The organism is Pseudomonas sp. FP198, from assembly GCF_030687895.1.
Lineage (GTDB): Bacteria > Pseudomonadota > Gammaproteobacteria > Pseudomonadales > Pseudomonadaceae > Aquipseudomonas.
The window spans coordinates 5273118-5296968 of record NZ_CP117452.1 but is presented as its reverse complement, the minus strand read 5'-3'; the positions used below and the strand labels follow the sequence as shown (position 1 = coordinate 5296968).

The following is a 23851-nucleotide window of genomic DNA, read 5'->3' as shown; positions in this document are numbered from 1 at the left end:
CTCAGCAGTCCAGTGGGTTGCGTTTTTCCGGATCGATGCCGAACTTGACGATGGCCTCGGCCACCACCTTGGGTTCGATATCGCCGCGGTCAGCCAGTGCTTCCAGGGCTGCCAACACAACGAACTTACGGTCGACTTCGAAGAAGTGACGCAGCTTCTTGCGGCTGTCGCTACGGCCGAAACCGTCGGTGCCCAGTACCTTGAATTCCTTGGACGGAACCCACTGGCGGATCTGCTCGGCGAACAGCTTCATGTAGTCGGTAGAGGCGATGACCGGCCCTTTGCGACCGTTCAGGCATTCTTCGACGTAGCTCAGTTTCGGCTTCTGGCCAGGGTGCAGGCGGTTGCTGCGCTCTACAGCGAGGCCGTCGCGACGCAATTCGTTGAAGCTGGTGACACTCCAGACGTCGGCGCCGACGTTGAATTCTTCGCGCAGGATCTTCGCCGCTTCACGCACTTCGCGCAGGATGGTGCCGGAGCCCATCAGCTGGACGTGGTGCGCCGCTTCGCGGGTGTCTTCCTCGAGCAGGTACATGCCCTTGACGATACCTGCCTCGACACCGGCCGGCATGGCTGGCTGCTGGTAGGATTCGTTCATCACGGTGATGTAGTAGAAGACGTCCTGTTGCTCTTCGATCATCTTCTTCATGCCGTCCTGGATGATCACCGCCAGCTCGTAGCCGTAGGTCGGATCATAGGTGCGGCAGTTCGGGATGGTCCCGGCCAGCATGTGGCTGTGGCCATCTTCGTGTTGCAGGCCTTCGCCGTTCAGCGTGGTCCGGCCGGCGGTACCGCCGATCAGGAAGCCACGGGTACGGCTGTCGCCAGCGGCCCAGGCCAGGTCGCCGATACGCTGGAAGCCGAACATCGAATAGAAGATGTAGAACGGCAGCATCGGCTGGTTGTGGCTGGAGTACGAAGTACCGGCGGCAATGAACGAGCTCATGGCGCCCGCTTCGTTGATGCCTTCTTCGAGGATCTGGCCCTTCTTGTCCTCGCGGTAGAACATCACCTGGTCTTTATCGACTGGCTCGTAGAGCTGGCCGACGGACGAGTAGATGCCCAGCTGGCGGAACATGCCTTCCATACCGAAGGTACGGGCTTCGTCCGGGATGATCGGAACGATGCGCTGGCCGATCTCCTTGTCCTTGACCAGTTGTGCGAGGATCCGCACGAAGGCCATGGTGGTGGAGATTTCACGGTCGCCCGAGCCGTCCAGGATCGCCTTGAGGGTTTCCAGTGGCGGGGTCGGGATGCTGAAGCTCTTGGCGCGGCGCTGCGGCACGAAACCACCCAGGGCGGCGCGGCGCTCGGCCAGGTAACGGGCCTCGGCGCTGCCTTCTTCCGGCTTGAAGAACGGCAGGTTTTCCAGCTCGCTGTCCTTGACCGGAATGTCGAAGCGATCGCGGAACAGCTTCAGGCTCTCTACATCGACCTTCTTGGTGTTGTGCGCGGTGTTCTTCGCTTCGCCGGCACCGGTGCCATAACCCTTGATGGTCTTGGCCAGGATGACGGTCGGTTGCTCTTTGTGGTTGACCGCCTGGTGGTAGGCCGCATAGACCTTGTACGGGTCGTGGCCGCCACGGTTGAGCTTCCAGATCTCGTCGTCGGACAGGTCGGCAACCATCGCCTTGAGTTCAGGCGAGTTGAAGAAGTGCTCGCGGACGAACGCGCCGTCCTTGGCCTTGTAGTTCTGGTACTCGCCGTCGATGACTTCGTCCATGCGACGCTGCAGGATGCCGTCGACGTCCTTGGCCAGCAGTGGGTCCCAGAAACGGCCCCAGATGACTTTGTTGACGTTCCACTGGGCGCCACGGAACACGCCTTCGAGTTCCTGGATGATCTTGGCGTTGCCACGAACCGGGCCGTCGAGGCGCTGCAGGTTGCAGTTGATGACGAAGATCAGGTTGTCGAGCTTCTCGCGGCCGGCCAGGGAGATTGCGCCGAGGGATTCCGGCTCGTCGCACTCGCCGTCGCCCATGAAGCACCAGACTTTCTGCTTGCCTGGCTGGATGAAACCACGGGCTTCCAGGTACTTCATGAAGCGTGCCTGGTAGATCGCCTGGATCGGGCCCAGGCCCATGGATACGGTCGGGAACTGCCAGAAGTCCGGCATCAGCCAAGGGTGCGGATACGAGGACAGGCCGTTGCCGTCCACTTCCTGGCGGAAATTGTTCATCTGGTCTTCGGTAATGCGGCCTTCCATGAACGCACGGGCGTAGACGCCTGGCGATGCGTGACCCTGGAAGTAGATCAGGTCGCCGCCGTGTTCGTCGGTCGGGGCCTGGAAGAAGTAGTTGAAGCCGATGTCATACAGTGTCGCGCTGGAGGCGAAGCTGGAGATGTGACCGCCCAGGTCAGAATCTTTCAGGTTGGTCCGCACGACCATGGCCAACGCGTTCCAACGCACCAGCGAGCGAATGCGGCGTTCCATGAACAGGTCGCCAGGCATGCGTGCTTCGTGGGTAACGGGGATCGTGTTGCGGTACGGCGTGGTGATGGCGTAGGGCAGTTGCGAACCGCTGCGGGTGGCGAGTTCGCCCATACGGGTCATCAGGTAATGAGCACGGTCTTCGCCTTCTTTGTCGAGAACCGATTCCAGGGCGTCCAGCCATTCCTGGGTTTCGACGGGATCGAGGTCTTGCATGGCTTGCTCCAGGGCGGAAAGGCTACCAGAATCGGTTGCCTGAGTTTGCGACTGGCCTTGTGGGCAGACGATATAAATTCTTGGATTGCCGAAGGTTGTTTCGGCGGCGTGTAGTTTTACTACAAATCGTTGGCCGTTTCAGCCTTTCGAATGTATAGACGAGTAGTAAAACTACACATGAGCGGCTTATGGCCCCTCGTTTCGTTGTGAGAATAATCGTTACTGTTGGTCTTTAGCCAACTCAAACAGGTAAAAACTTGATGCCGGCTGCCAATAAAATCAGAAAATCAGCTATTTATCATCTTTGTTCGACAGTCGATCAGGTAGTGGCTTTTCAAAAAACACTACATCCAGCCTTTCCCGCGCCGATCAAGGATAGACCATGAGCCTGCCCTCGCTTGCCGAAATTCCGGCAATTCTCCAGTCATTGGTCAGTCGCGCCGAGCAGTCGTTCCGCGCGGCGGTCGCTTCCCTGGACGACGATCACGGGCTGTCCGCCTGGACGCCGCAGCGTTGGGCCGAGTTCAACCGCGTCGCCGCCGCCAGTGACTTTGTCATCGAACAAAGTGTACGGGATCCTGTAATGCTGCTGGAACTGGTGCGCAGCGGTGAGCTGGACCGCAGCCTGGCGCCGGGTGAAATGTGCGGGCAGATCGCCGCTGCCGTACGAGCCGCCGAGAGCGAGGACGAACTGGGTCGCGTACTGCGGCGCCAGCGCACCCGTCAGCAGGTGCGGATCATCTGGCGCGACCTGACCCGCCAGGCCGATCTGGTACAGACCTGTCGTGATCTCTCGGACATGGCCGACACCTGCATCGACCAGGCGTATCAGTGGTTGTATCAGCGCCTGAGCCAGCAATTCGGCATCCCCACCGGCCGGCGCAGTGGCGAGCCGCAGCAGATGGTCATCCTGGGCATGGGCAAGCTGGGTGCGGTGGAACTGAACCTGTCGTCGGACATCGACCTAATCTTCGCCTACCCCGAAGGCGGCGAAACCGTTGGCGCAAAGCGGCCGCTGGATAACCAGGAATTTTTCATCCGCGTCGGCCAGCGCCTGATCAAGGCCCTCGACCCGATGACCGTCGACGGGTTCGTGTTCCGCGTCGACATGCGCTTGCGCCCCTACGGCTCGGCCGGTGCGCTGGTATTGAGCTTCAACGCGCTGGAGCAGTATTACCAGGATCAGGGCCGCGACTGGGAACGCTACGCCATGATCAAGGCGCGGGTGGTGGCCGGCGACCAGGTGGCCGGCGCGCAATTGCTCGACATGCTGCGCCCGTTCGTCTATCGCCGTTACCTGGATTTCTCTGCCATCGAGGCGCTGCGCACCATGAAGCAGCTGATCCAGCAGGAGGTGCGGCGCAAAGGCATGGCCGACAACATCAAGCTGGGCTCGGGCGGCATTCGCGAGGTGGAGTTCATTGCCCAGGCGTTCCAGCTGATCCATGGTGGTCGTGACTTGAGCTTGCAGCAACGACCGTTGTTGAAAGTATTGAGCACCCTGGAAGGCCAGGGCTACTTGCCGGCCAAGGTCATTGATGAGTTGCGCCAGGGTTATGAATTCCTGCGGTACACCGAGCATGCGATCCAGGCCATTGCCGATCGCCAGACCCAGATGCTGCCGGATAACCCCCAAGACCAGGCGCGCATTGCGTTCATGCTGGGCTTCGTCGATTGGGTGGCGTTCCACGAGCAGTTGATGTACTGGCGCGGTCGGGTGGCGTGGCATTTTGGCCAGGTCATCGCTGACCCGGATGAGGACGAGGGCGGCGAAGGCGAAGTGGTGGTTGGCGGCGAATGGTTGCCATTGTGGGAAGACAGCCAGGACGAGGAAGCGGCGTGTCGCCAGTTGGAGGAGGCCGGGTTTGCCGATGCACCCAGGGCGCTCAAGGCCCTCGCTGTCCTGCGTGCCAGCCCGCAGCTGCGCGCCATGCAGCGCCTGGGGCGCGAGCGCCTGGACGCGTTCATTCCGCGCCTGCTCGCCCAGGCGGTGGAACATGCCGACCCGGACCTGGTGCTCGAACGGGTATTGCCGCTGGTAGAGGCCGTCGCCCGCCGTTCGGCCTATCTGGTGCTGTTGACCGAGAACCCCGGCGCCCTGCGGCGTTTGTTGACGCTGTGCGCGGCGAGTCCGTGGATCGCCGAACAGATCACCCGGTTCCCGCTGTTGCTCGATGAATTGCTCAATGAAGGCCGTTTGTTCAAGCCGCCCCTGGCGCCTGAGCTCGCGGCGGAGTTGCGCGAGCGTCTGACACGAATTCCCGAGGACGATCTTGAGCAGCAGATGGAAGCCTTGCGGCATTTCAAACTGGCGCACCGCTTGCGGGTGGCCGCCTCGGAAATCGCTGGCAGCCTGCCGCTGATGAAAGTCAGCGATTACCTGACCTGGCTGGCCGAAGCGATTCTCGAACAGGTGCTGGCCCTGGCCTGGCGCCAGACGACCGCCAAGCATGGGGTACCACTGCGCACCGACGGCAGCCTGTGTGATCCGGGCTTTATTATTGTCGGTTATGGAAAAGTCGGGGGGCTGGAACTGGGGCATGGTTCCGACCTGGATCTGGTGTTTATCCACGACGGCGACCCGCAGGCCGAAACCGATGGTCCGAAACCCATCGACGGCGCACAGTTTTTCACCCGGCTTGGCCAGCGGATCATTCATTTGCTGACGGCCCAGACCAACTCCGGGCAGCTGTATGAGGTGGACATGCGCCTGCGACCTTCCGGGGCGTCGGGCTTGCTGGTCAGTTCCCTGGGGGCGTTTGCCCGCTACCAGGAAAACGAAGCCTGGACCTGGGAGCATCAGGCGCTGGTCCGTGCCCGGGTGCTGGTGGGCAGCCAGGATGTGGGCCAGGCGTTCGAAAAAGTCCGCGTTCAGGTACTGGGACGCTCGCGTGACTTGCCGACATTGCGCCAGGAGGTCAGCGAGATGCGCGCCAAGATGCGCGATAATCTCGGCAGCAAGGCCACCGCCGCCGGAACCGCGCCAAATGCCTTCGAAGCCACGGCACCCTTCGATCTCAAGCAGGATGCCGGAGGTATCGTCGATATTGAATTTATGGTGCAATACGCGGCCCTGGCATGGTCCGAGGAACATCCATCGCTGGTCCGCTATACCGACAACATCCGCATCCTGGACGGTTTGCAGGAGGTCGGGTTGCTGCCCGCCGAGGACGCCACGCTGCTGCGCGAAGCCTACAAGGCCTACCGCTCCGCCGCCCACCGCCAGGCTCTGCAGAAAGACGCCGGGGTGATCGCAGGCGATCAGTTCGTCGAGGAGCGTCGACAAGTGATGCGGATCTGGCGGGAGTTGGGGCTGGGCTGAAGGTTTATGAGCTGAAGATACAAATGTGGGAGCGAGCCCGCTCGCGAAGACGGAGTGCCAGGCGCCATGGATGTTGGATGTGCCGGCCTCTTCGCGAGCAAGCTCGCTCCCACACTGGATTTGTGGTGCTGCGCAGTAATTGAAACTTGTGCAGGCCCCCTGTGGGAGCGAGCCTGCTCGCGAAGGCGGAGTGTCAGGCGACATTGATACTGGATGTGCCGGCCTCTTCGCGAGCAAGCTCACTCCCACACTGGATGTGTGGTGCTGCGCAGTAATTGGAACTTGTGCAGGACCCCTGTGGGAGCGAGCTTGCTCGCGAAGGCGGAGTGTCAGGCGACATTGATACTGGAAGTGCCGGCCTCTTCGCGAGCAAGCTCGCTCCCACACTGGATTTGTGGTGCTGCGCAGTAATTGAAAGTTGTGCAGGACCCCTGTGGGAGCGAGCTTGCTCGCGAAGGCGGAGTGTCAGGCGACATTGATACTGGAAGTGCCGGCCTCTTCGCGAGCAAGCTCGCTCCCACACTGGATGTGTGGTGCTGCGCAGTAATTGGAACTTGTGCAGGACCCCTGTGGGAGCGAGCTTGCTCGCGAAGGCGGAGTGTCAGGCGACATTGATATTGGATGTGCCGGGCTCTTCGCGAGCAGGCTCGCTCCCACAACAGATCGGTGGTGTGTTGTAGATTAGGGCAACAGGCAGCGACCTAAGCCACAGTGATTCTCGAGGCGGGGAGGCGTAGGCCTCCCCGTAGCGTTTTTGGAAAGCTCATGAATATTCTGATCGTTGGGCCCAGTTGGGTCGGTGACATGGTGATGGCGCAGACACTGTTCCAGTGTCTCAAGCAGCGTCATCCGCAGTGCGAAATCGATGTCCTGGCCCCCGAGTGGAGCCGGCCGATTCTTGAGCGCATGCCACAAGTGCGCAAGGCCTTGAGCTTCCCGCTCGGTCATGGCGTGCTTGAGCTGGCTACCCGCCGGCGCATCGGCAAATCCCTGGCCGGTCAGTACGACCAGGCGATCCTGCTGCCCAATTCGCTGAAATCGGCGTTGGTGCCGTTTTTCGCCGGCATCCCCAAGCGCACCGGCTGGCGTGGCGAATTTCGCTATGGCTTGCTCAACGATGTGCGCACGCTGGATAAAGATCGTTATCCGCTGATGATCGAGCGCTTCATGGCCCTGGCCTACGAGCCGGGCGCCGAGTTGCCCAAGCCTTATCCGCGACCGAGCCTGCAGATCGACCCGGTGACGCGCGAAACGGCCCTGGCCAAGTTCGGCCTGACCCTGGACCGGCCGGTATTGGCGCTGTGCCCGGGTGCCGAATTTGGTGAGTCCAAGCGCTGGCCGGCCGAGCATTACGCCCAGGTGGCCGAGGCGAAGATCCGCGAAGGCTGGCAAGTCTGGCTGTTCGGTTCGAAAAACGATCACTCCGTGGGCGAGGACATCCGCTCGCGGCTGATCCCGGGCCTGCGGGAGGAGTCGACCAATCTGAGCGGCGACACGTCCCTGGCCGAGGCCATTGACCTGTTGTCCTGTGCCGATTCCGTGGTGTCCAACGACTCTGGCCTGATGCACGTCGCGGCGGCGCTGAATCGCCCTCTGGTGGCGGTCTACGGTTCCACCTCGCCGGGCTTCACGCCGCCGTTGGCCGACAAAGTCGAAGTCGTGCGCCTGGGCATCGAATGCAGCCCATGCTTCGACCGGACCTGCCGCTTCGGCCATTACAATTGCCTGCGCCAGCTCATGCCGCCGTCGGTGAACGAGGCCCTGGAGCGATTGCAGGGCTCACCCGTGGAGGTCCGGTAACTTGCGGGTATTGCTGATCAAGACCTCCTCCCTGGGGGATGTGGTCCACACCTTGCCGGCGCTGACCGATGCGGCGCGGGCGATTCCCGGCATCCGCTTCGATTGGGTGGTGGAAGAGGGGTTCGCCGAAATCCCTACCTGGCACCCCGCGGTGGGCAAAGTCATCCCGGTGGCGATCCGGCGCTGGCGCAAGAATATCTGGCAAACCATCAAGAGCGGCGAGTGGCGCCGGTTCAAGCAGAACATGCGGGCCGAGAAGTATGACTTGGTGATTGACGCCCAGGGCTTGCTGAAAAGCGCCTGGCTGACTCGCTACGTCAAGGCCCCGGTGGCTGGCCTGGATAAGGATTCTGCACGCGAGCCCCTGGCAGCGCGGTTTTACTCCCGGCGCCTGGCGGTGGCCCGTGGTCAGCATGCGGTCGAGCGCGTGCGCCAGCTGTTTGCCGTGGCGCTGGGCTACGACTTGCCGCAGACCCAGGGCAACTATGGCCTCGACATCGACCGCCTGGTGGAATTGCCGCGCCCCTATCCCTATGTGGTTTTCCTGCATGGCACGACCTGGGACTCCAAGCACTGGCCCGAGCTTTACTGGCGCCAGCTCACCGAGCGCATGGGCCAGTACGGCGTGGTGGTGAAACTGCCGTGGGGCAACCCTGCCGAAAAGGCCCGCGCCGAGCGCATCGCCAGCGGGCTGCGCAATGCCCTGGTACTGCCGAAACTGAACCTCGGCGGCATGGGCAAGGTGCTCGCCGGTGCCCAGGCCTGCGTGGCCGTGGACACTGGCCTCGGACACCTGGCCGCGGCCCTGGACGTGCCGACCGTTTCGCTGCTCGGCCCGACCAACCCGGTGCTGACCGGTGCCTACGGCAAGGGCCAGATTCACCTCGCCAGTGATTTCCCCTGCGCGCCCTGCATGCAGAAACAGTGTACTTATCCACCGACCGCCGAAGATGCCCGTCGGTTTGACCTTAAACGCGAGCAGCCCCTGTGCTTCACGCGTGTAAACCCCGAGCGTGTTGCCAGCCACTTGAGCACGTTATTGGCTGAGGAGCCGCGCTGATGCAATTGGCTTTTGTCCTTTACAAATACTTTCCCTTCGGTGGCCTGCAGCGTGACTTCATGCGCATCGCCCTGGAATGCCAGCGGCGTGGCCACCAGATCCGCGTCTATACGCTGATCTGGGAGGGCGACGTGCCGCCCGGCTTCGAGGTCCTGGTGGCGCCGGTCAAGGCGCTGTTCAATCACCGTCGCAACGAGAAGCTCAGCGCCTGGATGGAGGCTGACCTGGCCCAGCGCCCGGTGGATCGTCTGATCGGTTTCAACAAGATGCCTGGCCTGGACGTGTATTACGCCGCCGACGGCTGTTTCGAGGACAAGGCACAGAACCTGCGCAATTCGCTGTACCGGCGCTGGGGCCGCTATCGGCATTTCGCCGAGTACGAGCGGGCGGTGTTCGCCAAGGATGCCAAGACCGAAGTCCTGATGATTTCCGAAGTCCAGCAGCCGCTGTTCATCAAGCACTACGACACGCCGCTGGAGCGCTTCCACCTGCTGCCGCCGGGCATCGCCCAGGACCGTCGCCGGCCCGCCGACGCCGACGAGATCCGCGCCGCGTTCCGGGCCGAATTCCAGCTGGCCGACGATGACCTGCTGCTGGTGCAGATCGGCTCCGGTTTCAAGACCAAGGGTGTGGATCGCAGCCTCAAGGCCCTGGCCGCGCTGCCGGCCGAATTGAGAAAACGCACCCGGCTGTTTGTAATCGGCCAGGACGACCCCAAGGTATTCCAACTGCAGAGTGCCGCGCTGGGTCTGGGCGACAATGTGCGGTTCCTCAAGGGCCGCAGCGATATCCCGCGTTTCCTGCTGGGCGCTGACCTGTTGATCCACCCGGCCTACAACGAAAACACCGGCACGGTACTGCTCGAAGCGCTGGTGGCCGGGTTGCCGGTGCTGGTCAGCGCGGTGTGCGGGTACGCCCATTACATCGCCGAGGCCGACAGCGGCCTGGTGCTGGATGAGCCGTTCGAGCAGGCGCAACTGACCGAATACCTGGGACGGATGCTCGGTGATTCCGAGGCAAGGGCGGCCTGGAGCCGCAACGGTCTGGCCTTCGCCGAGACGGCCGATCTTTACAGCATGCCGCAGCACGCGGCCGATGTGATATTGGCGGAGCACGCTTGATGAAATTGATGCTGGCCGAACCGTTCAAGAGCCTTTGGGCCGGACGCGATGCGTTCGCCGAGGTCGAGGCGCTCAAGGGCGAGGTCTACCGTGAACTCGAAGCCCGGCGCACCTTGCGTACCGAGGTGGACGGTCGCGGCTTTTTCGTGAAGATCCACCGTGGCATCGGTTGGGGCGAGATTTTCAAGAACCTGCTGACCGCCAAGCTGCCGGTACTTGGCGCGGGACAGGAATGGAAAGCCATCCAGCGTCTGCAGGAAGTCGGCGTGCCGACCATGACGGCCGTCGCGTATGGCGAGAAGGGCAGCAACCCGGCCGACCAGCATTCGTTCATCGTCACCGAAGAACTGGCGCCCACCATCAGCCTTGAAGATTACAGCATCGACTGGGTCAGGCAGCCGCCACAGCCCAGGCTCAAGCGGGCGCTGATCGCTGAAGTGGCGCGCATGACCGGCATGATGCACCGCGCCGGGGTCAACCATCGCGACTGCTACATCTGCCATTTCCTGCTGCATACCGACACACCGGTGACGGCCGACGGTTTCAAGCTCTCGGTGATCGACCTGCACCGCGCCCAGACCCGCCCGGCCATCACCACGCGCTGGCGCAACAAAGACCTGGCCGCGCTGTATTTTTCGGCGCTGGACATAGGCCTGACTCGCCGCGACAAGCTGCGTTTCCTCAAAGGTTATTTCCAGCAGCCGTTGCGCCAGGTACTGGCTGAAGAAGCGTCGCTGCTGGCCTGGCTCGAAGGCAAAGCCAACAAACTGTATGCCCGCAAGCAGCGGTATGGGGATGCGCTCTGATGTCAGGTTGGACACTGGAACCGGCCTACGCCGAACTGGCGGCGGATTTCGGTAGCCTGGACGCGGTGTTCGCCCTCCAGGGCGAGCGTCTGACGCGCGACCCGCTGTCGGAGGTGATTCGTGTGCAGCGCAACGGCGTAAATTATTACGTCAAGCGCTACACCGGCGCCGGCAAGGGCTTGCGGCGTTACCTGGGCAGGCCGCGGGTCAAGTCCGAGTGGCAGAACCTCAAGCGCTTCGCCAAATGGGGGATCCCGACCGCGCAAATTATTGCCTGGGGACTGGAGCGCAACGGCGCGGCCTTCGCCCGTGGTGCGATGATCACCCGCGAGTTGCCTCGCACCGAAGACCTCTCGGCCCTGGCCGAACGTCGCGACCCCAGGCTGGCGGATCGCGCCTGGGTCGACGGTGTGAGCCGGCAGTTGGCGGGTTACACGCGGATCATGCACGAGCAGCGCTTTACCCATAACGATTTGAAGTGGCGCAACCTGCTGATCGACGATCAGTCGCGGTTGTTCCTGATCGATTGTCCGAACGGTGATTTCTGGCGCGGCTTCTGGCTCAAGTACCGGATCATCAAGGACCTGGCGTGCCTGGACAAGGTCGCCAAATATCACCTGTCGGCCACTCAGCGCCTGCGTTTTTACCTGCAATACCGGCAGCGCGACCGGCTGGATGCCCTGGACAAGAAGCGTATCCGGCACGTGGTGAAATTTTTCGAGGGGCGTGAATGACTGATTTTCTGGCCGATGAAGACCGCGCGTTGCTGCAACGCCATGGCCTGGACAGCTTCGAGGCCTTGTGGGCACGACAACTGGAAGCGGTGGACGAACCCAACACCTCGGGGGAAGGCTGGAGCAGCGTGTTCCGCCTGGAACTGGAAGGGCAGGGGTACTACCTCAAGCGTCAGAGCAATTACCTGACCCGAACCTTGTCGCATCCGTTTGGCGAGCCGAGTTTTTCCCGGGAATTTCGTAATATCAGCCGTTATCGGCAGTTGCGCATCCCCGCGCTGCAAGCCGTGTTCTACGGCCAGCGCAAGGTGAACGGCGAGGCCCGTGCGGTTCTGCTGACGCGTGCGCTGGACGGCTGGGATGACCTCGATTCATTGCTGCAGCGCTGGTCGACGCTGAGCGGCGCACAGCGCACGGGCATCCTGCAGGCCTGCGGGCACCTGGCGCGGCGCCTGCACGATGCCCATCAGATGCATGGTTGTTTCTATCCCAAGCACATTTTTCTGCAAGCCGGCGACAGCGGCTACCAGGCGCAGTTGATCGACCTGGAGAAGACCCGGCCGCTGCTCTTCGGCCAACGTGACCGGATCAAGGACCTGGAGCCGCTGCTGCGCCGGGCAGGCGCCTGGAAGGGCAATGACGTGCGCCAATTGCTGGCTACTTATCTGGAGCAGCCGCTGGACAGCGTTCTGGTCGACAGCTGGATGACACGCGTGGCCGCCCGCCGTAACGACAAGGAGGCGCGTTGATGCTTTTGTCCGAACTGAAAAATGCCGGCCGTAGCCCTGGCCTGCCCTTGAGCCTGGAACTGGCGGACGCCGCCGGACCGGCGCAATTGCAGTTGCTGACGCTTCTGCGCGTATTGCCGGGGCAGCGTTATGTGGGCGCGGGTGTCTGGCGCGGTCGTCCGGTACTGGCGAAATTGTTGGTTGGCGCCAAGGCGGCTCGTCACTTCCAGCGTGAGCTGCAAGGCGTGCGTCTGCTGGCGGAACAGGGCCTGACCACACCGCTGTTGCTGGTGGACGGCTTGAAGGACGGCGAGGGTGGCTGGCTGCTGTTCGAATTGCTCGAAGGGGCTCAAAGCCTGGGCGACGCCTGGCGGCAAGTCGAGCAATTGCCACCGTTGGTCGATGAGCAGGCCGCAGTGCTGGCGGAGGCCCTGGGTGCCATTGCACAACTGCACGCCAAGGGCCTGTGGCAAGAGGATCTGCACCTGGACAACCTGCTGCGCCACGATGGGAAACTCTACCTGATCGATGGCGCCGGTATTCGGGCCGAAACCGCAGGGCAGCCGTTGTCGCGGCAAAAAGTGCTGGAGAATCTCGGCGTGTTTTTCGCCCAGTTGCCCAAGTCCCTGGCGCCGTTCACCGAAGAGTTGCTGGTGCATTATCTGCTTGGCAATGCCGAACATGCGTTGCCGATGGAGGCGTTGCAAAAACAGATCGACAAGGTGCATGCCTGGCGCCTGAAGGATTACCTCGAAAAGGTCGGGCGAGAATGCAGCCTGTTCAGCGTCAAGCGTGGGCCCTTCGGCCTACGGGCTATCCGCCGTGATGAAGAGGCCGCGATAGTGCCCGTGCTTGAGCAGGCCGATGCCCTGCTGGACCAGGGGCATCTGTTCAAGACCGGCGGCGCGGCGAGTGTCGGCAGGGTGGTGGCGAGCGGCCGTACGCTGATCATCAAACGCTACAACATCAAGGGCTTCGCCCATTGGCTCAAGCGCTTCTGGCGTCCGAGCCGTGCCTGGCATGCCTGGCGCGAAGGTCATCGCCTGGCCTTCCTCGGCATTGCCACGCCCAAGCCGCTGGCACTGCTGGAAAAGCGTTTCCTGTGGCTGCGCCGTGGTGCGTATCTGGTCACCGAGTACTTGCCGGGCCCGGACATCATCGAACGCTTTGCCCCATACGTGGAGACCGGTGAAGCGCCCGAAACAGAATTGCTGGCGCTGGATCGCTTGTTCGCCGACCTCGTCCGCGAACGTATCAGCCATGGCGACTTCAAGGGCCACAACCTGTTCTGGCAACACGACCGCTGGGCGTTGATCGACCTCGACTCCATGTGCCAACACCGCACCCAGGCCAGCTTCGCCCAGGCCTACGCCCGGGATCGCGCGCGGTTCATGCGCAACTGGCCGCAGGATAGCGCGTTGTATAGGGTGATTGACGAACGCTTGCCCAAGAATGTCGAAAGCACCCTCTCGGTGTTGTGACCGATCACCGTGGCGAGGGAGCTTGCTCCCGCTGGGCTGCGCAGCGGCCCCAAGGCCATTCAACACGGTGTGCCAGGAAAAAACAGTTGTCGGGTTTACGACTGCTGCGCAGCCGAGCGGGAGCAAGCTCCCTCGCCACGGATCGGGTAAATCTAGGGGTTAGGTGTAGATTCGTTGCCGCCTTCGCGAGCAGGCTCGCTCCCACGGGTGTTCAGGTCCTTCAGGTAAGCTTCGTCACTTGCTCGGCGCTAGAGGTTTGCCGGCGCTTTTAAGCTATAATCCCGCCCTTTAGCTGCCCAGCGCCCTTGGCGCGCGGCACATCAATTCTTCGCGGCGCTTGTCGCCCGTATGCAGACATAAGAGGCTAGACCCCTGTGGCATTGACGATTCTTGGCCTGTCCGGCGCCCTTAGCCATGATCCTTCCGCAGCGCTGTACATTGACGGCAAGCTGATCGCGGCGGCCGAGGAAGAGCGCTTCGTACGCGATAAACATGCAAAGAACCGCATGCCCTACGAGTCGGCGAAGTTCTGCCTGGAGCAGGCCGGCATCAAGCCGTCCGATGTTGATGTGGTGGCGATCCCGTTCGCCCCGATCAGCCTGTTCGGCGAAGCGCGCTGGCACTACGCCAAGCGTTACTGGTACGCCCCGGATCGCGCCCTTGATGCGATCCTGATGGGCAACCGCCGCTACAAGCGTTATCGCCGCAAGATCGTCTGGTGCCTGGAGCAACTGGGCTTCGATCCGAAAAAAATCAAGATCGAACCGGTCGAACACCATCTGGCTCATGCCTCCAGCGCCTATCACTGCTCGGGTTTCCAGGAAAAAACCGCGATCCTGGGTATCGATGGCAAGGGTGAATACGCCACGACGTTCTTCGGCTACGGCGAAAACGGCAAGATCCACAAGATCAAGGAATTCTACGATCCGGACTCCCTGGGCGGTCTGTATGGCGCGATCACCGAGTTCCTCGGCTTTGAAATGCTCGACGGCGAATTCAAGGTCATGGGCATGGCGCCGTATGGCGATGCCAGCAAATACGATTTCTCGCGCCTGGCTTCGTTTGAAAACGGCGAACTGGTGATCAACACCGACTACGCCAACGTGATCGGCCTGCGCCGCTATAAAGAGAAAGGCAAGGGCTTCTACTTCTCGCCGAAGCTGATCGAATGGCTCGGTCCAAAGCGTGAAGGCGACATCGCCGACGAGCCGTACATCCATTACGCCGCTAGCATGCAGGCGCTGTTCGAGAAGCTCGCGCTGCAGATGATCGACCACTACCTGGGCGACGTGCTCAAGGAAACCGGCAAGCTGGCCTTCGCCGGCGGCTGCGCACTGAACGTCAAGCTCAACCAGAAGATCATCGCCCGTGACGACGTCAAGGAGCTGTTCGTGCAGCCGGCCTCCGGCGACGCCGGCACCGCGGTTGGCGCGGCGGCTTATGTGTCCCATGCCCGTGGCGTGCCGGTGGAGAAGATGGAGCACGTCTACCTCGGCCCGGCATACAGCAACGAAGACGTGATCGCCGCGTGCGCCCGTCATCCGAGCAAGCCGGTATGGCGCAAGATCGACAACACCCCCGAGCGCATCGCCAGGATCATGGTCGACGGCAACCCGGTGGCCTGGTTCCAGGGGCGCATGGAGTTCGGCCCGCGTGCCTTGGGCGGTCGTTCGATCATCGGTTGTCCGAGCGCCAGTGGCGTGGCCGACCGCATCAACGAGCAGATCAAGTTCCGCGAGCGCTGGAGGCCTTTCTGCCCGTCGATGCTCGACACCGTTGCCCCACAGATGATCAAGGTCGATCACCCGGCGCCATTCATGACCTTTACCTTCGAAGTGGCCGAGGAATGGAAGACCCGCGTGCCGGAAGTGGTTCACGAAGACGGCACTTCCCGGGCCCAGGTGCTCAAGCGTGAATACAACCCGCGCTACTACGACATGATGAAGGCGCTGGAAGTCCTGACCGGCAATGGCGTGTCGCTGAACACTTCGCTCAACCGTCGTGGCGAGCCGATGATCTGCTCGCCGACCGACGCGCTGAACATGTTCTTCGGCTCTGACCTGCAGTACCTGATCATGGAAGACATTCTGGTCGTCAAGGACGGTGTGGACGCTTATGACTGAGGTGCTGATCAGTGTCGTCATCCCGGCCTACAACTACGCCGAGACCTTGCCGCGTGCGGTGAACTCGGTCATCGCGCAGTTGGGCGAAGCCCAGGCCGAGCTGTTGGTGATCGACGATGGTTCCACTGACGCAACGCCGCAGGTCCTGGAGCAATTGCAGGCCGAACATGCCGGGCTCTTCCGGGCCCTGCGCAAACCCAATGGTGGTTTGTCGTCGGTACGCAATCGCGGGATCGAGGAGGCTCGGGGGCAATACCTGATCTTCCTGGATGCCGATGACGAGATGGCGCCGGGCGCGCTTGCCGCCGTGACCCGGCATGTTGCCAGTCATCCCGAAACTCGCCTGGTCATCGGCGGTCACTGGTCGGTGTTCCCTGACGGGCGTCGCGTCCAGCATGCGGTTAAGCCGTTGCCGGCCACGCCGCGTGAGCGCGTCCGGGGCTACCTGCTGGACAAGACTGTGACCTTGTCCAACGGCGCCTGTGCCATGCACCGCGAGGTGTTCGGGCCGGGTAACTATCCCGAGCATTTGCGTAACGTCGAAGACATCCCGGTGTTTGCCCAGGTGCTGGCGCGCTTTCCATGCACCGTGCTCGATCAGCCGCTGGCGCTGATCTACAAGCATGGCGACAGCATGCGGCATGACCTCAGGCAAAGCCTGGCGGCGGGCGTGGGCATGGTCGACGAGGTGTTTTCCCCGGCGCGCATGCCGCAGTCGTTGCAAGATTTGCGCAAGGCCTTCATGGCCCAGCGTTGCCTGTCGTTGTTCCGCGATTGCTACAGCGCCGGTGACTACGCCAATGCCAAGGCTTTTTATGCCCAGGCCGTGCGTACCGATGTTCGCTCGATCACGCGCTGGTCCTATACGCGCAAGGCTATCCGGTTGTTGTTCAAGTGAACGCCGCAAGGTCTGACGACAGCATGTTCCAGGCCGACGGAAGCTGGGCTCGAAAGGCCCGTGAACTGGACCGCTACCGCTGGAAACTGCTGCGCGAGCGCCATGGGCGCCTGGGCAGCCTGTTGCGCCTGGTGCGTGACGTGCTGGTGGATGTAACGATTGGTTTGCGTGCCAAGGCGTGCTTGAAGCATGCGACCGACGCGCTACCTTGCGAAGTGCTGCTGCTGCATTCGGCGCCCAAGTCCATGGCGCTGCAGCGCAAGAACATCCTGATCGATGCCCTGCGCAAGCGCGGTCATCAACTGACGGAAGCTGCGCTGCGCGCTCCCGCCGATGCCTGTGCCCAGCGCATGCTGGCGCCGCCGCCACAGTCCGTGCCGCTGCGTTACCTGGTCTATGCCGCCCACGCCCAATGGCTGGTGATGACCTATCAACCAAAAGTACTGATCAACGAGCGCAATGGCAGTCTCCACGCGCCGTTCCTGCGCCTGGCGCTGGCTGCACGGGGTGCCCGCCTGCTGCACCTGGCGCATGCCACGACGCTGGAATCGTCCCGCCGGCTGGGAATGAACGACTACGATTATTACGGCGTCTTCGGCCGCAGTTCGCTGGAAGCACTGCAACAGCGGACGCTGCGGTTCGGTGAGTCGACGGTAGTGCTGGTCGGTTCCTACCTTGCCGACGAAACCTATGACCTGCCCGTCGCTGATCCAGCTATCAAAACGCTGCTGGTGCTGGGGGTAGGGCCTGATCGGGAGAAAGAAACCGGTTATCAGGACACTTACCAGTTGCTGCGCGATTGGACCGGGCGCAACCCGGATTATCGCGTGCTGTTCAAGCGCCATCCGCGCAGCAAGGCGCAGTTCTGGCGCGACGCTGCGACGCGATTCGCCAATATCGAGTTGCTGGATGTGGAGTGCTCGCTGGCACAGGCGCTCGCCCAGGCCAGCGTGGTCATCAATATCATGTCCAATGCCGGCATCGAGGCTGGGCTGGCGGGGCGGCCGGTGATCCATGTGAATGCCGGCCGCGATGTGGATATCTTTTCCCACGCGTTGTTCTTCGGGCCGCAAGTGCGCGATGAGCGGGCGTTTTCCCAGCAGTTGCACGCGCTTGAGCAGGACTATCCGCAGTGCGTGGCCAAGGCCCGTGGCTTCGCCGACTACCATCTGGTGCACGGCTCCAGGGGGTTGGCAAAAACCGTCGAGCTGGTCGATGACTTGCTGCGTGGCAGAAACCCTGCAGAAAATTTCGAAACCTTCAGCCTGCCTGCCGTCGGCTGACGTCGCAGCCTGCCGCTCAAATGCCGAGCGCGAGCCTCAACTCCCGCTCGTTGCACACCTTCTGATGACTCAGATAATGCTCCAGGAACTGGTTGTCCTGGAGCAGCCATTCGCGGTCCTGGCGGTAGCGCAACATGTGTTTGAAATTGCGCAGGCGCAGCCCTTTGCGCAGCGGCTTGCGATAGACCTTCAGGTCGGCGACATCGATCAGTCCCAAGGTGTTTCCAGGCGTCAGCACCACGTTGCCCAGGTGCGCAGAGCGAAAGTAGATACCGTTCTGATGCAGGCGAGCGATGAACTCGCCCAGTCGTGACCGAAGGTCGATAGAAGTGTCCGCGCCGAGCAATTGACGAAGGGTGCTGCCGGGCAGCGGGTCGTAATGCACGGCATCACGCTCGATGGCGGGAATGCGGTAGACCTGGCGAATGCGCGGGCATTCGATGTCGCGCGCCTGCAAGGTCTGGCAGTTGTCGGCAAAGCGCTTGGCATACGGTGACCAGAGCGCGGAGGTCAGCAGGCGTTTGCGGCGAAACAGCTTGAGCATCGAGCCATCGGCCAGGCGCAGCACCTTATCCCCTTGGCGATCGGCCTCAAGGACATCGGCACCTTCGCGCAGGCTGAAGTAAACATTAGGGTCGAGCGTTTGCATCAAGGCTCCAAGGCTTGGCCCGCTGGGAGGGGCAGCCGGGTATGTTAGCGCAGTGTGCAGGCGGCAAAAACCGCTGTGGTATAGTCGCGTCAATTTTTCCCAGGGTGTTCGCCCTGTTTGCGGGCCTGCCTGGCGCCGTCTTTCTGGACATTCCATGACAAAAACGCTGTTCATTTCCCTGGCCAAGCACCAAGGCCTTTATTTCAACCGCTTGCTCAACGAAACCGAGCTGCAGGGTAAAGTCGTTTCTCCTCAACAAATGCCTTGGCCCGGGTTCCGGCGGATCTCCAAGGTTGTTTCGCGCATCGATTGGCCGAGCCTGATCGAGGAAAAGTGCGCGGAACGTCGAGTCAAGAACAAGAACAATGGCGCGCTGTATCGCCTGTTGCTGCGCCTCGAACTTCTCTGGATGGCCCTGCGCGCCCAGGCCTTGCTTGATCGGGAACGCCCCGATGCGTTGGCGTTCTGGAACGGTTCCCATCGTTACTGCCGGTTGCTCACGGCGCTGGCACCGAGTGGCTGCAAGACGTTCTTTTTCGAGAACGGCCTGTTGCCCGACACCACGACCGTGGACCCGCGCGGGGTGAACTACCTGAACGCGGTTCCTCGCGATGCCGGTTTCTACCTCGACTACCCGTATCCGGTGCCGGAAAACCAGGCTGCACCGATGCTGATTCCCCGGGCGCCACGCAGCGCCGGCCCGGCGCCGATCGAGCTGCCGGCGCAATTCGTGTTCATTCCGTTCCAGGACGATCGTGACAGCCAGGTCCGGCTGTTCTCGCCGCTGGATCAGCAACATGCGCGAGATGTTTGCCTTGGGCGAGCGACTCGCCGAGGAGACGGGCTTGACGGTGGTGTTCAAGGAACACCCGTCCAGCCGCGAGACGTACCCCGAGCTGCACGAACGGACCCATGAGCGCCTGCTCTTCGCCAACGGCAATGCCACGCAGCAGTTGATCGAGGCCAGTCAGTTCGTAATCACGATCAATTCGACCGTGGGCCTGGAGAGCCTGTTGCTGGGCAAGCCGGTGCTGACCCTGGGCCAGGCGTTTTTTAATATCGAGGGGCTGGTGATGCACGCCGACGATGCCGATCAGGTCGTGTCATTGGCTCGTGCGTTCCCGCAATGGCCGCTTGATGAGCGCTTGCGACGCAACTTCTTCCATTACCTTTCCGAGCGCTATTGCATCAAGGGTGGCTGGAAGAATGCCGATCAGGCTCAGTTGCAACGGGTCGCCGACAGGCTATTGGGTAAAGACCAATGCCCATCTGCCTGAGGCGGCTGGTCGATAGAAACAATCTGACGATATGGGCATCCATCGGCTTCCTTGTGCTGTTGTGTGGAGCATGGGTGTTGCCCAGCAACAAGCTGTACCACCAATTGCTGGTTTTCCTGTTGTGGTTGCCCGCTTTGTTGGGGCTGCTGCATCGGGATTTCCGCTCGATGCTCAAGCAACCCGAGTGCACACTCTTCGCCATGTTCGTGGTCTGGACGCTGGTGGTGCTGATGGTCGAGGGCGGCGATAACGCCTTGGGCAAGAGCAAGGTGGTTCTCTACGTGACGTTGACCCTGGCAGGCGTGCTGCTGGCTGCGCAGAATCGCCACTGGCGACTGGAGTCCATGGTGCTGGGGGCGTCGATTCTCGGCGGGTTATTCGCAGCCGCGTCCTGGGTGTATTTCTACGGGCTCAGTGCCCGGCCTTTGAGCGACCGGTTGATTGCCATCGGCCTGTGGGATACGCCGATCATGGCTGCCCATGCGGTGGGGAGCCTGGCGATCATGGGTGTTTTCACCTGGCGATCCAGGCATCTGAAACCGGCTTTGATGGCGCTGCTGTTGATCGCGGCGCTGGGCTACCTGTTATTTCTGGGTTCCAACCAGACCCGTGGGGTGTGGATCGGGCTGGGCGCCTGTCTGCTGGTGATGGCGATGGCGCGACCTTCACGCCTGGGTGGCGCGCTGGTTGCCCTGGTCGTGGCGGGGGTGGCCCTGGTTGCCGCATTCGAGCCGGAAATCCTGTCGCAGCGGGGCCTGTCTTATCGTCCCCAGCTGTGGCAGGGCGGTGTTCAATTGATGCTCGATCACTGGACGATGGGCGTGGGGTTCCATCAGTACCTGATTCCCGTCCCTGAAATTGGCCAGGCTTTCAAGCATCCGCACAATCTGTTCCTGGATACCGGTGTGCGCCTCGGCGTGCCAGGCCTGCTGCTGTTTGGCGGGCTGTGGCTGGTCGCAGGCTGGAGAGGCTGGATGTGTCGCGCGCAACCGCTGGGCCAGGTGTTGTTGGCGCTCTGGGTCTTCTCATCGGTTTCCTTGATGACCGACGGCATTGGCTTGTGGCTCAAACCCAATGCGGACTGGTTGGTCACCTGGCTGCCCATTGCGTTGAGCATCGTGCTGGCTGCCCGAGGTCGCGCTGCAGGGACTTCCTCCTGACTGAACCGATGTAATTGGTTCGCTGTTACAATCCGCAGCTTGTCTGTCTTTTCAAACGTGCGAGGCGCACCGAATGGCCAATTCCGACCAGCAATCGAGCATGAAGATTTACTTGCGATTGCTGAAATACGTTCTCCCGTATTGGGGCGCTTTCGCCGTCAGTATCGTTGGCTTCGTGTTGTTTGCATCCAGCCAGCCGATGCTGGCGGACATGCTCAAGCATTTTCTCGACGCGCTGCAAAAGCCCAATGACACCCGCTTCATGGGGGTCTCGCTGGTGCTCGGGGTGCCGCTGCTGATCGTGCTGATCGCGGTTTACCAGGGGATCGGTTCGTTCCTGGGCAACTACTACCTGGCCAAGGTCGCCCGGGGCGTCGTCCATGACTTGCGTTGCGCGCTGTTCGACAACCTGCTGACCTTGCCCAACCGTTATTTCGACAACCATAACTCCGGCCACCTGATTTCCCGTATCACCTACAACGTGACCATGGTCACCGGCGCCGCCACCGATGCCATCAAGGTTGTCATCCGGGAAGGCCTGACCGTGGTGTTCCTGTTCGGCTACCTGCTCTATAGCAACTGGAAGATGACCCTGGTATTGCTGGCAATCCTGCCGGTCATTGCTGTGCTGGTGAGCAGCGCCAGCAAGAAATTTCGCAAGCAGAGCAAGAAGATTCAGGTGGCAATGGGCGATGTGACCCACGTGGCGTCGGAAACCATCCAGGGCTACCGCGTGGTGCGCAGTTTTGGCGGCGAACACTACGAAATCGAGCGGTTTCACAAGGCCAGTGCCGATAACATGAACCGCAGCCTGGGCATGACGCGGACCCAGTCGATCTACACGCCGATGCTGCAACTGGTCATCTATATCGGCATGGCCGTGTTGATGTACCTGGTGCTTTACCTGCGTGGCGATGCATCGGCAGGGGAACTGGTCGCCTACATCACCGCCGCCGGTCTGCTTCCCAAGCCTATCCGCCAGTTGTCGGAAGTCAGCGCCACGATCCAGAAAGGACTGGCCGCGGCGGAAAGCATTTTCGAGCAGCTCGACGAAGAGCCCGAAATCGATACCGGCACCCAGGAAATGGTCCGGGTCAACGGTCGCCTGGAAGTGCGCAACCTGAGCTTCCAATACCCGGGTACGGAAAAGCTGGTGCTCGACGATATCTCCTTCACCGCCGAAGAGGGCCAGATGATTGCCCTGGTAGGGCGCTCGGGCAGCGGCAAGTCGACCCTTGCCAACCTCATCCCGCGGTTCTATCACCACGACAAGGGCCAGATATTGCTCGACGGCGTGGATGTCGAGCAGTACCGGTTGACCAACCTGCGTCGGCACATCGCCCTGGTGAACCAGCAGGTCACGCTGTTCAACGACAGCGTCACCAACAACATCGCCTATGGCGATCTCGCCGGCGCACCGTTCGAAGACGTCCGCAGGGCTGCCGAAGATGCCTACGCGGCTGAGTTCATCGAGCAGATGCCCCAGGGTTACGACACCCTGGTGGGCGAGAACGGCGTGCTGCTGTCCGGCGGCCAGCGCCAGCGCCTGGCGATTGCGCGGGCATTGCTCAAGAACGCTCCGCTGCTGATCCTCGATGAAGCTACGTCGGCGCTGGACACCGAGTCCGAGCGGCACATCCAGGCAGCCCTCGACCAGGTGATGAAAGGGCGCACCACGTTGGTCATCGCCCACCGGTTGTCGACGATCGAGAAAGCCGACCTCATCCTGCTGATGGACAAGGGCCGCATCGTCGAGCGCGGTACCCACGCCGAGCTGTTGGCGCTGAATGGCTTCTACGCACGCTTGCACGAGAAGGATTTCGTCGAGGCTGCCGACGAGGTGGCGAAGGAGACCTTCGTTTGATCCTGGGTTACTGGCGGGCCTGGCGCGAAAACGGTTGGACCCCCATAGACGCCGTGGCATATGCCCAGGCCTGGCATCAATTCGGTGGCAGCGTGGCGACACACCCTGATGTGGTCGAGCGCCTGGCCGGACTGGTGGGCATTCCGGTGCGCTACCTGGGCTGGCTCGTTGACGGCCAGCTGTGTGCCGCTATGCCTACCTGGGGTCGGCATGTGGCGCTGTCCAAGGATGTGCTCAAGCGTGAAGGCAAGCGTGGCATGCTCGACCTCGGCAATGCCGAGGTCATCCTGCCCGTCAGCCAAGGCGCCCAGGTTCGCCTGCGGCACCGCATGCGGTATGTGTCCGAACTGAATGCGCCGCACATCATCGGTCTCGCCGAACAACCCGAAGGCCTGGCGCTGGCGCGGGAGCCCGAGGACTACAGCAAGAAGTTTCGCTACAACCAGCGCCGCGAGCAGCGGCTGCTGGAAGACGCCGGTGGCAGTATCCGGCCAATGCTCGACCTGAGCCCCGGCGAGCAGGCTGCGGTGTATGCCGACCTGTTCCAGCGTCGCTGGAATTTCGAAGCCCCCGGCAAGACGCATCTGGCCGAGGTGTTCAGCCTGATGCGCGAATTCATGACCGGCTCGCTGATCTATTTGAATGACGAACCGGTGGCAATCCAGATTCTGTATCGGGTCGAGGCGCCCGGCTGGTTCAGCCTGGAATATATCAATGGCGGGGTCGACCCGCAGAGCCGCGATTTCAGCCCGGGCAGCGTACTCAGCTTCGTCAACACCCAGGCACAATGGGAGCACGCCCGGGCGGCGGGCAAACCGTTGCGCTACTCGTTCGGTCGCGCCGATCGCGAATACAAGGATCGCTGGTGCAACCGGGTTCCGGTCTACCAGGTTTGAGC

Annotated in this window: 18 protein-coding genes; 16 read left to right on the top strand and 2 right to left on the bottom strand. The window is 61.9% G+C overall.

Translation table 11 applies throughout. The annotated features are described in order from the left end of the window. Position 1: 1 nt before the first annotated feature. Positions 2 to 2647 (bottom strand): pyruvate dehydrogenase (acetyl-transferring), homodimeric type, encoded by a 2646-nt coding sequence (aceE, locus tag PSH78_RS24090; RefSeq protein ID WP_305497281.1) that lies wholly within the window; start codon positions 2645 to 2647, stop codon positions 2 to 4. A 382-nt stretch (positions 2648 to 3029) separates the two neighbouring features. Here aceE and glnE point away from each other — a divergent pair, with 382 nt between their 5' ends. The 11 genes from glnE to PSH78_RS24035 all read left to right on the top strand — a co-directional run bounded on the left by glnE (position 3030) and on the right by PSH78_RS24035 (position 18003). Next, on the top strand, positions 3030 to 5969 hold the full coding sequence (gene glnE, locus PSH78_RS24085) for a bifunctional [glutamate--ammonia ligase]-adenylyl-L-tyrosine phosphorylase/[glutamate--ammonia-ligase] adenylyltransferase (protein WP_305497280.1): 2940 nt from the start codon (positions 3030 to 3032) through the stop codon (positions 5967 to 5969). 765 nt (positions 5970 to 6734) lie between these two features. Beyond that, on the top strand, positions 6735 to 7769 hold the full coding sequence (waaF, locus tag PSH78_RS24080) for a lipopolysaccharide heptosyltransferase II (protein ID WP_305497279.1): 1035 nt from the start codon (positions 6735 to 6737) through the stop codon (positions 7767 to 7769). A 1-nt stretch (position 7770) separates the two neighbouring features. Beyond that, positions 7771 to 8829: a lipopolysaccharide heptosyltransferase I gene (gene waaC / locus PSH78_RS24075; RefSeq protein WP_305497278.1), complete on the top strand. Its 1059-nt coding sequence runs from the start codon at positions 7771 to 7773 to the stop codon at positions 8827 to 8829. Further along, entirely contained in the window at positions 8829 to 9950 is a 1122-nt protein-coding gene (locus PSH78_RS24070; RefSeq protein WP_305497277.1) for a glycosyltransferase family 4 protein, read from the top strand. The genes waaC and PSH78_RS24070 overlap by 1 nt, the downstream gene beginning before the upstream one ends. Beyond that, complete coding sequence (gene rfaP, locus PSH78_RS24065) at positions 9950 to 10756, top strand: lipopolysaccharide core heptose(I) kinase RfaP (RefSeq protein ID WP_305497275.1); 807 nt, start codon at positions 9950 to 9952, stop codon at positions 10754 to 10756. The genes PSH78_RS24070 and rfaP overlap by 1 nt, the downstream gene beginning before the upstream one ends. Continuing rightward, the gene (locus tag PSH78_RS24060; protein WP_305497274.1) at positions 10756 to 11490 is read left to right on the top strand and encodes a lipopolysaccharide kinase InaA family protein; all 735 of its coding nucleotides are present in this window, start codon (positions 10756 to 10758) and stop codon (positions 11488 to 11490) included. The genes rfaP and PSH78_RS24060 overlap by 1 nt, the downstream gene beginning before the upstream one ends. Then, the gene (locus tag PSH78_RS24055; protein WP_305497273.1) at positions 11487 to 12239 is read left to right on the top strand and encodes a lipopolysaccharide kinase InaA family protein; all 753 of its coding nucleotides are present in this window, start codon (positions 11487 to 11489) and stop codon (positions 12237 to 12239) included. The genes PSH78_RS24060 and PSH78_RS24055 overlap by 4 nt, the downstream gene beginning before the upstream one ends. After that, entirely contained in the window at positions 12239 to 13699 is a 1461-nt protein-coding gene (locus tag PSH78_RS24050) for a lipopolysaccharide kinase InaA family protein (RefSeq protein WP_305497271.1), read from the top strand. Before PSH78_RS24055 ends, PSH78_RS24050 begins: the two co-directional genes overlap by 1 nt. A 374-nt stretch (positions 13700 to 14073) precedes the next feature. Beyond that, on the top strand, positions 14074 to 15822 hold the full coding sequence (locus PSH78_RS24045; RefSeq protein ID WP_305497269.1) for a carbamoyltransferase: 1749 nt from the start codon (positions 14074 to 14076) through the stop codon (positions 15820 to 15822). After that, the gene (locus PSH78_RS24040) at positions 15815 to 16720 is read left to right on the top strand and encodes a glycosyltransferase family A protein (protein WP_305497267.1); all 906 of its coding nucleotides are present in this window, start codon (positions 15815 to 15817) and stop codon (positions 16718 to 16720) included. Before PSH78_RS24045 ends, PSH78_RS24040 begins: the two co-directional genes overlap by 8 nt. A gap of 23 nt (positions 16721 to 16743) precedes the next feature. Next, on the top strand, positions 16744 to 18003 hold the full coding sequence (locus tag PSH78_RS24035) for a capsule biosynthesis protein (RefSeq protein WP_305497265.1): 1260 nt from the start codon (positions 16744 to 16746) through the stop codon (positions 18001 to 18003). A gap of 16 nt (positions 18004 to 18019) precedes the next feature. Here PSH78_RS24035 and PSH78_RS24030 read toward each other — a convergent pair whose 3' ends face one another. Further along, positions 18020 to 18652 carry a toluene tolerance protein gene (locus PSH78_RS24030; protein ID WP_305497263.1) on the bottom strand — a complete coding sequence of 211 codons (633 nt, stop codon included), beginning with the start codon at positions 18650 to 18652 and terminating at the stop codon, positions 18020 to 18022. A gap of 154 nt (positions 18653 to 18806) precedes the next feature. Here PSH78_RS24030 and PSH78_RS24025 point away from each other — a divergent pair, with 154 nt between their 5' ends. The 5 genes from PSH78_RS24025 to PSH78_RS24005 all read left to right on the top strand — a co-directional run bounded on the left by PSH78_RS24025 (position 18807) and on the right by PSH78_RS24005 (position 23849). Beyond that, positions 18807 to 19568 (top strand): hypothetical protein, encoded by a 762-nt coding sequence (locus PSH78_RS24025; protein ID WP_305497261.1) that lies wholly within the window; start codon positions 18807 to 18809, stop codon positions 19566 to 19568. Then, a complete protein-coding gene (locus tag PSH78_RS24020; RefSeq protein ID WP_305501379.1) occupies positions 19504 to 19929 on the top strand; it encodes a hypothetical protein in 426 nt (141 codons plus the stop codon). The genes PSH78_RS24025 and PSH78_RS24020 overlap by 65 nt, the downstream gene beginning before the upstream one ends. Before the next feature lie 77 nt (positions 19930 to 20006). Then, positions 20007 to 21089 carry an O-antigen ligase family protein gene (locus PSH78_RS24015; RefSeq protein ID WP_305497259.1) on the top strand — a complete coding sequence of 361 codons (1083 nt, stop codon included), beginning with the start codon at positions 20007 to 20009 and terminating at the stop codon, positions 21087 to 21089. 73 nt (positions 21090 to 21162) lie between these two features. Beyond that, positions 21163 to 22953 carry a lipid A export permease/ATP-binding protein MsbA gene (msbA, locus tag PSH78_RS24010; RefSeq protein WP_305497257.1) on the top strand — a complete coding sequence of 597 codons (1791 nt, stop codon included), beginning with the start codon at positions 21163 to 21165 and terminating at the stop codon, positions 22951 to 22953. Continuing rightward, positions 22950 to 23849 carry a GNAT family N-acetyltransferase gene (locus PSH78_RS24005; protein WP_370871024.1) on the top strand — a complete coding sequence of 300 codons (900 nt, stop codon included), beginning with the start codon at positions 22950 to 22952 and terminating at the stop codon, positions 23847 to 23849. The genes msbA and PSH78_RS24005 overlap by 4 nt, the downstream gene beginning before the upstream one ends. Positions 23850 to 23851: the final 2 nt, after the last annotated feature.